The following is a 12,387-nucleotide window of genomic DNA, read 5'->3' on the forward strand; positions in this document are numbered from 1 at the left end:
CATGAAAAAGCTCGTTATTCTCGGGGGAGGCTACGGTGGTGTTGCCTTAATTCAGGAATTGTTCAGCAGTTATCTTCCTCCCGATCTGGAAGTAGTGCTCATTGACCGCATGCCTTATCAAGGTCTTAAAACAGAATACTATGCAGTGGCTGCAGGTACTGTTGCTGATACGGAGGTGCGGATAAAGTTTCCAAACCATGACAAATTGAGCATTCATTACGGAGAAGTTGCTTCAGTCGATCTTGAATCCAAGTTAGTTCATTTATTAAATGATGATCCTGTGGAATATGATGAGCTGGCTATAGCCCTTGGCTGCACAGACCGATATCACGGTGTACCAGGAGCCGAGGAATTCACTTGCAGCCTGCAATCTTTTTCCGGGGCTCGTGAAACTTACTTAAAGTTAAATAATCTTAAACCGTACAGCCAGGTTCATATTATCGGCGGAGGGTTAAGCGGGATTGAGCTAGCCGCAGACTTGCGGGAAAGCCGCCCTGACCTTAACATAGCTATTCTTGACCGTGGAGTTCGTGTACTCTCATCCTTTCCTAATCGATTGTCTGCCTACGTGCAGCGCTGGTTCTCAGAACATAACGTGGAAATTCATAGTGGTGTTTCTGTATCGAGAGTGGAAAAAGATGCGGTATACAATATGGATCAACCTATACCTACTGATATAACCGTTTGGACTGCTGGCATTCAACCTGTTTCAGTCGTACAAAATTTGGATTTGCCTAAAGATCGCAGTGGCCGAATTTTGCTGAATGAACTGTATCAAATACCTTCCTATCCGGAAGTGTATGTGATCGGCGACTGCGCTAGCCTGCCGTTTGTGCCAAGTGCACAAGCTGCAGGTGCTCAGGCAGAACAGATTGGATGTGCCATGAAAGCTTTATGGAGAGGTGACACGCCGAAGGTACACCCGCTTAAGCTGAAGGGAACTCTCGGTTCTCTTGGCAAAAGAGCAGGCTTTGGCTTGATGGGCAACACCTCCGTCATTGGACGTGTGCCTAGACTGCTAAAAAGTGGTGTGCTTTGGAAGTCGAAACGAAGCTTTTAATCATTTTTGTTTGTATTTTAACTAAAAACATGGATTCTTGATTTGATTCAAATTTTTTCGAGCATAATAATAATCAACCTGTCTTTAGATTGGCATTTTAAATTTTATGTACTATAATATTGTGGAAAGGAGTTGAACAAGATGAGCGAAAACGCACAAAGCACAGTGTATGATGAAGTGGCTGAAGTGCTCGATAAGCTTCGTCCGTTCCTGCAGCGCGACGGCGGTGACGTGGAGTTGGTCGACGTTGAAGACGGCATTGTAAAATTGAAACTTGTAGGTGCCTGCGGCAGCTGCCCAAGCTCCACAATAACCTTGAAGGCCGGTATTGAACGCGCCTTGGTTGAAGAAGTTGATGGCATCCAAGAAGTAGTACAAGTATTTTAATATAACTCTAAGCGTAAGAAGAAACGCCTTTATCGTCCTTTTTAAGGGCTAAGGCGTTTTTTCGCGAGATACGTAAGAGATCATAAAAGTCTTGGCTTCAGTAGCCAAGACTTTTTTTATTTTAAAAATTATATAAATTCCGTTAACTTACTCAGGTTTGATTCGCGGCCTGATCGGGTCCAGCCCGCCGGATATATCCATTATATTACCGGTAATGAAATCCGATTTCTCCAAACAAAAATACTCGATGACCCGGGCAATATCCTCCCCGCTTCCTGAGCGCCCCCGAGGAGTAAGACCATCTGTTACCCCCGATACTTCGTCAATGGTCTTCTCTTTGTTCGTTCCCCGAATATCGCCGGGACAGACCATATTTACCGTAATACCGTAAGGAGCCTCTTCCACAGCCAATGTTTTCGTAAAAGAAACAAGCCCCACTTTCGCAGCTGCATACACCGAACGATGCGGCCATGATCTCGCTTCTCCTGCATGACCAAATCCAAAATGGATGATGCGCCCCCATTTCTTCTCTCTCATGGAAGGAAGCACGCGGTGATCCAGCAGCATAACACCTGTCAGATTCCCATTGATCAAATGTACGATTTCATCACGGGTATACTGCGAGAACAGCCGTCGTTCCCTAATAAAAGGCCCGGCATTATTCACCAAAATATCAACTGTCCCAAGGTTCTTCTCGGTCTCTTCCACAAGACTGTACAATTCCTCTTCCACAGCAATATCTGCTTGCACTGCAATCGCACGAACACCCATTGCTTCAATTTCTTTTTGAAGTGCATACGCCTGGTCTTTGCTGTTGACAAAATTCAGCGCAATATTGCAGCCCTTCCGGGCTAGCGTCAATGCCGTCATTTTGCCTAATCCGGTCGCACTGCCGGTAATCAAAGCCACTTTCCCCTTCAAGGCCTTCCCTCCTCCGCACATGTTCGCCTTCTATTAAGTATAAAAGATTTACTCCATCCCCACAACTTGGACCCTTTTCCATCAAGAAGAACAGTGCTAAAAACGATTTAATTCTGCTTCTGCTAGTCGTGTAGACTTTACTACATAAGTAGCCAGGCCCGGAAATATACGTGCGATCCCCGGGTATAATCGATTGGCCTTTACAAAGGCCAGCTTCTGAATCATGCGAGCTCTTTTGAGCAGCTTTACAAATTCATGGTTGGCTTTTTCGGTATACTCGCTCTTCCATTCATTGTATGTTATTTCCCCATGTAAATACCGATCCGTCGCATTGGAGCACAGGATCGATGATCGAAGTGCCACAGACATGCCATCTCCGCATAGTGGCGGAATCATCAAAAGGGCATCGCCCACATGCGGAAACGTGGACCAAGGCTCCGGAATATCCGACAACCTGACTGGCGCGATCGACACTTGAGTTCCCGGAACAAGTACGGCATTGTTCAGCCTGGCGGCCAGCTTGGGATTGGTGCGTGAAGCAATTTTCAATATATCCTGTACCGATTTACCACTGGATTGAGTCACATCCCGAGTAAGCAGCGCCGCTACATTAACCATTCCATTGGGAACAGGAGAGATTCCTGTGTAACCACCATCGCAAAAATAAAGCTCCACCTGTGCCCCTGCTTCAACCCCGGTATAGTGTGATTTCAGCCCAACATATACAACTTCATCCCGATAATTCTGTTCCGTATGTATAACACCTTTGGGCTTTCGAGTCCCGTAAGCGCCAATCACAGCCTTCGCATAATAGCTAGCCGTATGGCTACCCTGTCTGATGTCAACCCTGTACTGCTCGTTATCCAACAGCTCAATTCCAATCACAGTTGCTTTGGTTATAAGCTGGGCTCCGGCGGATAGCGCTTTCTGATGCAACAGATGATCGAGCTCATATCGGCTGATCCCCCAGGCGCTTCCAGGAAGCGGCACGTTTATTTCACCACCGCGGGGCATATAGATGCATGCCTTGTTCATCATGATAGGTTTGACGTGATGCTTCAGCAGATCAACACCGAGAAATTCCAGCATTTCTTGAGTTTCCGGGGACATAAATTCACCACAAGTTTTATGCCTTGGGAACAGCTGCCGATCTAACAGCAGGGTCCGATGTCCCGATCTTGCAAGCTGAATGGCTGTACTGCTGCCTGCAATCCCGGCTCCAACTACGATAGCATCTACCTGTTTATCCATGGGACAACACCTTTCCGTCATTTCATTTACTTTGTACATCTTGACGTGGGATCACAACAGCATACCGAAACAGAGGTTTCCAGGCGTAGCTCATCGAATCATGCTTCAATTTTTCCCTCAAGTCTTTCCAGTCTGCTCCTGTAAATCCTTTGGCAACAGATAAAGGCCCATCATGCCGAATGTAACGGTTGCGAGACATCATGCGCGTTGCAAGCCATACGGCTGTATAAGAAACCGCATGGCGGTGGATATCATTAATAACGACCCCATACCTGGAAGCCTTCAGCATATGAGATACGATTTCAATCAATTCGTCACCGTCAAAATGATGCAGGAATTGCGAAGCCGTTACTATATCGGCACTAGCCTCAGGCATGTTGCGAATATCCCCTTGTCTGACCTGTATACGCGGCTCATTTTCAAAGAAAGATCTAGCTTCCTTGCACGCTTCTTCCGTCATATCCACTAATGTAATTTTAAGATGTATCCCTTTCTGATCCGCCCATCGAAGCAGCTTGCGATTCACATCCCCTGAGCCTGCACCTGCATCCAAAATAGTCAGCGCCTCAGGTCTGCCCATGCTGTTCCACAATTTTTCAATTCCGTATCTCGTAGGCCCGGGTGCATTAAACATTTTGTTCAGACGTCTTAAATGTTGAAGCGCCTCAACCAACTCTTCACCCCCGGTTGAAAAGTCATCCATCAATTCACCTTCATGCGCCCTTTTAGTTAACTTTCTAAAGATTGGCATGTTCAGGCTCCGTAAGATCTGATGTAGAGGAAGAAACATACCGGAAGCGCATAAGTTCTGCCGTCAAACCTGGACCGAAGGCCAGAGCCACCCCTTCTTTGGACAGGCTGCCCGCAGATTGCAGTTCCCTACGCATAGCGTCCAAAACAAACATAATCGTTACTGAGGACAAGTTGCCTGCATTTTTGAGTATGTCCCGGCTGTACTTGGTCTGATCCTCACGCAAGTTCAATACTTTTTGAACCGAATCAACTATTCCACGGCCTCCCGGATGAATCGCCCATAGCTCCGGTAGTTCATCCCCTGCCAATAACAGTTCCAACTCAGGCAAGAGATAAGAACCTAACAGCTTAGGAATGCGGGGGGAGAGATAAAGATCAAAGCCCGTATTCCCTACTTCCCAGGTCATGTCTTCTGTAGAATCAGGCAGCAGAACAGAATAGCCGGAACCCAGCTGTAAATAATGTGTACGATCCTGCCGTGCGCTGCCGATAACACAGGACGAAGCCCCATCCCCGAAAAATGAAGCTGCAAACAAAGCTTCCCTCTTCATCACAGGCTGTAAATGCAGCGTACACAGCTCAACACAGACGATAAGAACTTGTGACTCCGGCGCGCCTTGTACGATATCCCTCGAGAATTGAATCGCTTTGAGTCCTGCAGCACAGCCCTGAAAAATGAGAGGTAGACGATGAATACGGGGAGAGAGGCCTAAATTTTGTATGAGCATAACGTCCAACCCTGGCAAAAACTGACCGGTACAGCTAACTGGGATGAGATGGGTAATATCCCCAGGGCGAATGTTGGCATCGGCTAATGCTTTTTGAGCAGCCTCTACTGCTAACGGCAGGGATTCCCTTTTGTATGTATTCATCCGCTCTTCTGTTGTAGGAATACGGGATCGGTCATCGGAAGGAAGATATCGACATGATTCAGATGGTTTTAAAAAATCCGGTTCACATGTATACCGAGTCTCCACTCCACAAGACTTGAAAATCCTTCTGGCGAATCGGGCTAAATCCGGTTGATTCTGTAGAGAAGAAGCCAAAATCTCGATTATATCCGATTGTGCGATCACATGATTCGGCAAAGCCGTTCCGATCCCCAGTATAGATGCCCGGGAATGGTTAAAGGCAAAGCTCATTATCATTACCTCCTGTAGTCAATAGGACAAACTCTCGTAAGTTTTGGTTATTATTCCACAAAAAGAACATCCTATGAGCCGACAAAAAAAGAAACGCCTTCGGTCCCTTCTCAAGGGCGAGGCGTTTCTTCAGAGCATATAAAATTCAATTAGAAGGCCGGAATGACGGCACCTTTATAATTTTCTTCAATAAATTTCTTTACTTCATCGGAGGTCAGTGCTTCTGCCAGCTTCTTGATCGCTTCAGAATCTTTATTGTCCGAGCGGGCAGTGAGAATGTTCGCATACGGATTATCTTTATCCTCCATAAAGAGCGCATCCTTCGTTGGGTCCAGACCAGCTTCTAGAGCATAGTTCGTGTTAATAATCGCCATGTCCATCTCGTCCAGCATACGCGGCAGCATCGCTGCTTCCACTTCTTTAAACTCCAGATTTTTCGGGTTTTCTATAATGTCTTTGGATGTTGCTTCCAGCATGTTCTCATCCTGCAGTTTAATTAAACCATGCTTCGCCAGCAGTGAAAGTGCACGACCGGCATTGGAAGGATCATTCGGTATAGCAACAATAGCACCATCCTGCAGTTCATCTACAGATTTAATCTTGTTGGAATAAGCGCCTAAAGGCTCAATGTGAACAGGAACAACCGATACCAGATCCATTCCACGCTGATTCACGTCACCGTCCATATGAGGTTTGTGCTGGAAAAAGTTGGCGTCAATCTCCTTTTGATCCAACTGCTGATTCGGAAGTTTATAATCGGTGAACTCTACAATTTCAAGCTTGATGCCTTCTTGTTCAAGCTGCGGCTTGATATGCTCCAAAATGTTGGAATGCGGCTCAGGCGATGCACCTACACGCAACGTCTGATTATCATTACTGCCGGTTTCCGCAGGCTTTTCCCCGCATGCTCCCAATACCGCGACCAGTGCCAGACTCAGAAATGCTAACGTCCATTTTTTCATTGTTTAACTCTCCCTCCAAATAATTATGAATCATGTTTTATGATTGCTTTATTTTCTCGTAAAACGACGTACCAGTCTGTCGCCCCCCATTTGAAGCAGCTGCACGAGCAGCACCATCAGCACGACAGCTACAATCATCACTTCGGTTTCATAACGGTGGTAACCGTATTTAATAGCCAAATCACCCAATCCACCGCCGCCTACCATACCTGACATCGCCGTGTAGGAAACAAGTGTGACGATCGTAACCGTCATCCCTGCAAGCAGGCCCGGACGAGCTTCCGGCAGAAGCACCCGCCAGATGACCTGAAGTGCGGAGGAACCCATCGCATGTGCCGCTTCGATCACGCCTTTATCCACCTCATTTAACGAAGTCTCTACGAGCCGTGCAAAGAAAGGAGCTGCACCGACGACAAGAGGAGGAATTGTACCTAGCACCCCGTAAGATACGCCGACAATAGATCTCGTAATCGGAATCATAGCCACGATCAGAATAATAAACGGAACCGAACGGAGGACGTTCACCACGAACGATAGAACTGCGTATCCAAGCCGCACCCAACCGAAGGTCGAACGGGCCGACATGTACAGCAACACCCCAAGAGGCAGCCCGATCAGAAAGGTAAACAGTGCCGAGGCGCTAAGCATCCGAAGTGTGTCCAAGGTAGCCGTTGCAATCTCTTCCCAGTTTACTTGGGAAAAATCCAATCCGAACATCAGCCCATCACCTCCACATCAAGTCCTTGCTCCTGCAGCCTTTGAATCGTCAAATCAATGGCTGGCATCTTTCCTTCAAAACGAACGATCAACTGACCATATGGCGTATCCTTAATCGTAGATATCGTACCTTGTAGAATTGCAAAAGCTACGCCGGTTTCACGCACCGTTTGCGAAAGGGTGGATTCATAGGTTTTGGAACCAAGAAAAGTGATCTTGGCCGCACGGAATGACCCTATATACGGTGCATAAGTGGCTAATTTCAATGCCTCTTCAGAATCTGTTTCATTACGGACAAATTCCTTCGTCACTTCATGTTTAGGCTTCAGAAACACTTCTGCTACAGGCCCTTGTTCAACGATGCCTCCTTGATGGATCACGGCAACCCGATCACAAATACTTTGAATCACGTGCATTTCATGAGTAATCAATACGATCGTCAGGTTAAAGCGCTTATTGATATCCAGCAGCAGCTTGAGAATGGATTCTGTTGTTTGTGGATCTAGCGCTGACGTGGCTTCATCACAGAGCAGCACTTCCGGATCGCTTGCGAGTGCCCGGGCTATCCCAACGCGCTGTTTCTGTCCACCAGACAGCTGCGACGGGTACTTGTTCCGGTGAGCCTCCAACCCGACTAAAGCAAGCAGCTCGTTCACCTTCCGTTCAATCTTCGCCTTGGATGTCTTTATTAAACGAAGCGGGAATGCAATATTATCAAACACCGTTGCGGAAGAAAGTAGATTAAAATGCTGAAAAATCATTCCGATCTTGCGCCGCTCTCCCTGCAGCCGTTTATTATTAAGAGCTGTCAGGTTGACCCCGTTCACCCATACTTCTCCGGAGGTTGGACGTTCCAGCAAGTTAATGCAGCGGATCAACGTACTCTTGCCTGCACCGGAATGTCCGATCACTCCGAAGATCTCCCCTTTTTCAATGGATAGATCCAGTTCAGATAAGGCGGTGGTCAACATTCCCGATTTTCCATACTGCTTCGTTAATCGTTTTAATTCAATCAATCCCGGTCCCTCCTCTTTCCCCATAGCCCAAATTCTATGAAGTCAAGCGTACTTTCTTAAATTTCAAAAATAAAAGAGCCCTTTTTTGTTCTCAGAATCAAAAAGGGCTCTTTACGTAATAAACGAAGACCTTTTCTCATCTGTCAAAACTGCAGTTGTTCGCAGTTTTGAAGGAATTAGCACCATGACATCCCATGTGCAATTAGCTTAATTCAGCATTGCACTGGAATCGGTTGCCGGGCTTCATCGGGCCTTTCCCTCCGCCTCTCTCGATAAGAAAACTTCGATATGATATTTTAAATTGACTTTTCTTTCACATTTGATCATAGAATGCAATTGTTAGTATAGATTCTTTTAACACATTTGTCAAAACATTTTTATAGATTATTTGATTCTTTGGAAGCTAATATCTTTTTCGCCCATACCTCATTCGTGTAGCGATATGAAGCCGTCATCGTCTTGCACACCATATCAAGGCCTTGCTTCAGGTCGTTCAAATGCTCATCCATATCTTCCAACTCTATCTTGTCGTTAAGACCTCGGTGACGCTGCCACAGATCATCCTGCATCTCGGCGTTCATATAATGCACCTCGGCATTACGCCGCTTGCGAAGCACGCTTAGCGATGACTTGTAATGCTCTTTGATCATCTCAAGCTTGTCTGCCAACTCATCATGATATTTCAAATATCTGAACTGACGAAGTACCGTGAAATATGAAAAATGCGCCTTTACCTTTGAGGTGTTCAAATCATATAGTTCATTCAACACCGTCCCGAGTTTATCCAGAATGGAAAACACCCGAATAAACCCGTTTTTATAAAAATAAACATAACGCGCATAATCTCCTTGCTCTTGCGCTGACATGTCATCCACATATCCAGCCTTAACCGATTTACGAAAAAAACATGCTGCGAACCAGCTTTGCTCCAGCTCGTCCAACGATACAATAAGGCCTCGGGTCCATATCTCAAGCTTACGAAAGTCATGTGTCGGATCCTGATTTTTCTTAATCTCTTCCTGCAAAAGCCGGGTTGTCTCCATCATGGTCTCAATAGCATCTTCAAGCAAACCCTCATTCTTGCGGGGCGGCTCCCCGAGTAAGGTTCGAAGCATGGCGTTACCCTCCCTGGGTTCATTTATAAGAAACGGAGTCTGAATGACGCGGCATTTGAAATTCAGACTTGCTTAACTGCCACGCCCTTACACTCAAATAACATAAAACGCCGAATAATGCAGAGATGAGAAGGGTATGCCCTAAAGCTGCAAAAATATACAGCTCAGCGTTATCCATCGTCGCAATCAGAAGCGGACCGCTCAATATTTGCAGGACACAAAGTACCACGGAGGCGATGCCAAGCATTTGGATTTCACGATGATCCCGATTGCGCCAATATGCATAATGCCCCATAATTGCGACTACGATAAGCAAAATAGCTGCGGCGACTCTATGCATAAAAGCAATGCCTACGCCGCCTGAAAGCTCCGGTATAACCTGGCCGTTACAAAGCGGCCATCCCGAACACCCTCCGCTTGAGTCCGTATGAGTAACAAAGGCACCAATATATACAACAATATAAGTGTATATCGTTGTAAACCAAACTAAATTGCGAAATGACTTGCTGACCCGCGGCAGAGAGATTAGATGATCCGGCTCTTTCGCCTTCTCAATTCTGCGCATCCCCAATGCAAGCATCGTAGAGCTCGCAAACGCAATTAGGGCAAAGCCAAAATGCAAAGCCATAACCGATGGAGTTTGCGGCTTAACTACTGCCATTGCGCCCATAATCGCCTGTAAAATGACAAATATAGAGGTCAGAATCACATAGGTCATCAGGTCACGACGATCGCGCTTGAACTTCCAGAATGCAATCAGGGAAGCAAGGGCCGCCAACCCGGCCAAACCGCTAATCGCACGATGAGAATACTCGATCATCGATGCCAATGTATAAGCGGGAACAAATTTTCCGTTACATAAAGGCCATTCTTGTCCGCATCCCAGGCCGGACTCAGTTTTAGTTACGACCATACCGCCAAAGGTTGCGAGAAACATGACCAGACACGTCACGTAACTGAGCCATTTCAACTGTTTATTACTCACAATTTTTCACCTGCTGACGTATTCAATATTATGATCAATCCGGGCAGTCATTACTGGTTTCCAAATTTTCGAAATGCAGCCTAATATTTATTATAACTGATTCAATGACAATCATCACAGACCGTTTGTGACAAAATGTTCAAAAAAATCACACCTGCCTGCCGTATATCGGGCTGGCGGTGTGATTTTTTTACTTGTGAATCGCTCCGTACACTTCTAAGGCGCGGTCGAGGAAAGCTTCAATCTCTTCCCGTGATTTGCGCATCTTGTTTACAAACCGGACCAGCTCACGACCATCTGTATAGGCTACAAAGCTGGGGATTCCCAGTATGTTTTGCTGCTGACTTACATCTCCTACAGCGTCCACATCAACTTCCACCAGTGTTAAACGATCAGCATATTTACTTTCTACATCCGGCATAAACGGGTCAATAAATTTACAATCGACACACCAGTCTGCCTTAAACACAGCTACTGTCAATCTTGGAGACTGAATCGATACTTGAAATTCAGCCTCTGAAGTAATCTTTTCCATGGAAATCTCCCCTTCCATATGAATTCGTTCTCCCTAAGTGAAGCAAAATGTAGAGTGGAAGTCAAACATTAGAACCATACTACAATAAATTTTACTGACATTGAGGAAAGAAGGTTGCCATATGAGTCGTTCTCATCGTTCCAAGTCCAGTCGCCGATCCGTCTGGTCGCTGCTTGCTTCTGTTCCCCGTGCAACTGCTGAGGCATTCAAAGGTTTAGCGGCCGCTTGGAATGCATCCAGTGAGCTTCGGCGCCGTCCAAGGGAGTTAACCTGGAATGAAGGTGCTGCAAAAAGCATGAGCGATTTGCTCGTTAAAACAGCTGAGTGTTACCAAAGGGAGCGTGCTGGTCAGACGATAAATTTCGATCCGAAGTCAAACGATTGCCTAGACGAGAATGATCTAAATCAGCTTCCAGCACAGGATCATCTTCTCATCCAACGAATTCACGAGACCGTTGCCAATGCGAATAAAAGCAACATCACACGAACTCAAGCTTACCTCGAATTTTACGATGATTATCCCGAGGTGCATTGGAGCCTTCTTGCTCATATGGTTTCCAGAAATGCTGGCTGGAATATGACCGATCTTCAAAGCGGTCTGATGTCTGATTTAACTGACAGCCGGTTCAAGAATCATCTATACCGATTTCTCGAACGCTGTAATGCCCTTATATTTCAGGATGCTTATCCTCAGCTGTTACTGTATAAATTCAGCAGACAACAGGAACGAAGCTGCTTCCACCTTCTACCTTATTTTCACGTTTCCGCATTTATGTATCCTTTCTGGGAACGCTTCTGGATAGAGCGTAACAGCAGCCTGCTGACGGTCGCCTTGATCATCAATGAGCAAAATTATATAGAAGGGCGCGTCGTACGGCATCCTTATTTCCGCCAAAACGTATTAAATAGTCCCTCTTTCCGTCTGCATGAATTTATGCGATTAAATCAGGTCATTTTTCCGTTGGGTGAAGTCCGATGCAAACATGATTTTTCTAAGGAAACCAACCTGCCCCTTCGGCCTTTAGTCGGTCTGAACATGAATCATTTCGATGATCCATCAAGCCGGATTAAAGCTGGAAAATCGCTATATGCCATGCTGTTTGGATATGAGGATATTTATCGGGGTGTACTTCAATATGTCCACTCCTCGCCGCATTTGGGCTCTCGTGCCGAGTACTGGCCCGCTTTGTTCACGACTCGCCGGGATAAAGCGATGAACTCGCTTCAAGAGAGTCATGAGCTGCTTCAATCCGAGTGGCTAAATGACGGACAGCGGCTATACAGCCCGATCCTTGAAGAGGTATGGCATGATACAGAATATGAGCCGATTCCTCGTTATGATTGGTTTTCAGAAACTGAAATGCTTCATCATATAAGCAAACCCATTCGCCCTTTCCTGTTTGATATGACTCATGCTCACCGCACAGCTCTGGAAAAAACAGCATTCGCTCATGATCTCAAGGGGCATTTAAGTCCATAGGCACATGAACCTTTTGAATGACGGTTTCTGCAAAAAGAAGCGGCCTCCATATCGGAGAACCGC

The 12,387-nt window shown here is 46.1% G+C and carries 13 protein-coding genes and 1 riboswitch; of the genes, 3 read left to right on the forward strand and 10 right to left on the reverse strand.

Annotation, left to right across the window (positions count from 1 at the left end):
* The first annotated feature begins 1 nt into the window (after window position 1).
* Entirely contained in the window at window positions 2-1,060 is a 1,059-nt protein-coding gene (locus C8268_RS06255) for an NAD(P)/FAD-dependent oxidoreductase (RefSeq protein ID WP_106766886.1), read from the forward strand.
* Between the two features lie 141 nt (window positions 1,061-1,201).
* Window positions 1,202-1,447: a NifU family protein gene (locus tag C8268_RS06260; RefSeq protein ID WP_106766887.1), complete on the forward strand. Its 246-nt coding sequence runs from the start codon at window positions 1,202-1,204 to the stop codon at window positions 1,445-1,447.
* A 147-nt stretch (window positions 1,448-1,594) separates the two neighbouring features.
* Here the strand turns inward: C8268_RS06260 and C8268_RS06265 are convergent, their stop codons facing one another.
* The 10 genes from C8268_RS06265 to C8268_RS06310 all read right to left on the reverse strand — a co-directional run bounded on the left by C8268_RS06265 (window position 1,595) and on the right by C8268_RS06310 (window position 10,844).
* A complete protein-coding gene (locus C8268_RS06265) occupies window positions 1,595-2,368 on the reverse strand; it encodes an SDR family oxidoreductase (protein WP_106766888.1) in 774 nt (257 codons plus the stop codon).
* 96 nt (window positions 2,369-2,464) lie between these two features.
* On the reverse strand, window positions 2,465-3,619 hold the full coding sequence (locus C8268_RS06270; RefSeq protein ID WP_106766889.1) for an NAD(P)/FAD-dependent oxidoreductase: 1,155 nt from the start codon (window positions 3,617-3,619) through the stop codon (window positions 2,465-2,467).
* Between the two features lie 22 nt (window positions 3,620-3,641).
* Window positions 3,642-4,370, reverse strand: a complete 729-nt coding sequence (locus tag C8268_RS06275) for a methyltransferase domain-containing protein (RefSeq protein ID WP_106766890.1) — start codon at window positions 4,368-4,370, stop codon at window positions 3,642-3,644.
* Complete coding sequence (locus C8268_RS06280) at window positions 4,357-5,514, reverse strand: type III polyketide synthase (protein WP_106766891.1); 1,158 nt, start codon at window positions 5,512-5,514, stop codon at window positions 4,357-4,359. Before C8268_RS06280 ends, C8268_RS06275 begins: the two co-directional genes overlap by 14 nt.
* A gap of 149 nt (window positions 5,515-5,663) precedes the next feature.
* Complete coding sequence (locus tag C8268_RS06285) at window positions 5,664-6,476, reverse strand: MetQ/NlpA family ABC transporter substrate-binding protein (RefSeq protein WP_106766892.1); 813 nt, start codon at window positions 6,474-6,476, stop codon at window positions 5,664-5,666.
* A gap of 48 nt (window positions 6,477-6,524) precedes the next feature.
* Window positions 6,525-7,193 (reverse strand): methionine ABC transporter permease, encoded by a 669-nt coding sequence (locus C8268_RS06290; RefSeq protein WP_106766893.1) that lies wholly within the window; start codon window positions 7,191-7,193, stop codon window positions 6,525-6,527.
* Window positions 7,193-8,209 carry a methionine ABC transporter ATP-binding protein gene (locus tag C8268_RS06295; protein ID WP_106766894.1) on the reverse strand — a complete coding sequence of 339 codons (1,017 nt, stop codon included), beginning with the start codon at window positions 8,207-8,209 and terminating at the stop codon, window positions 7,193-7,195. Before C8268_RS06295 ends, C8268_RS06290 begins: the two co-directional genes overlap by 1 nt.
* Before the next feature lie 133 nt (window positions 8,210-8,342).
* Window positions 8,343-8,488, reverse strand: a riboswitch (SAM riboswitch).
* Window positions 8,489-8,586: 98 nt separating this feature from the next.
* A complete protein-coding gene (locus C8268_RS06300; protein WP_106766895.1) occupies window positions 8,587-9,324 on the reverse strand; it encodes a Cthe_2314 family HEPN domain-containing protein in 738 nt (245 codons plus the stop codon).
* Between the two features lie 19 nt (window positions 9,325-9,343).
* Entirely contained in the window at window positions 9,344-10,309 is a 966-nt protein-coding gene (locus C8268_RS06305; RefSeq protein ID WP_106766896.1) for a COX15/CtaA family protein, read from the reverse strand.
* A 190-nt stretch (window positions 10,310-10,499) separates the two neighbouring features.
* Window positions 10,500-10,844, reverse strand: coding sequence for a thioredoxin family protein (locus tag C8268_RS06310; protein ID WP_106769858.1), 345 nt, complete (start codon window positions 10,842-10,844; stop codon window positions 10,500-10,502).
* A 121-nt stretch (window positions 10,845-10,965) separates the two neighbouring features.
* On the opposite strand from C8268_RS06310, the gene C8268_RS06315 reads away from it, so the two are divergent.
* On the forward strand, window positions 10,966-12,324 hold the full coding sequence (locus C8268_RS06315; RefSeq protein ID WP_106766897.1) for a DUF2515 family protein: 1,359 nt from the start codon (window positions 10,966-10,968) through the stop codon (window positions 12,322-12,324).
* Window positions 12,325-12,387 lie beyond the last annotated feature (63 nt).

This window comes from Paenibacillus faecalis, from assembly GCF_900289175.1.
In the GTDB taxonomy this organism is placed as follows: Bacteria; Bacillota; Bacilli; order Paenibacillales; family Paenibacillaceae; genus Paenibacillus_AQ; species Paenibacillus_AQ faecalis.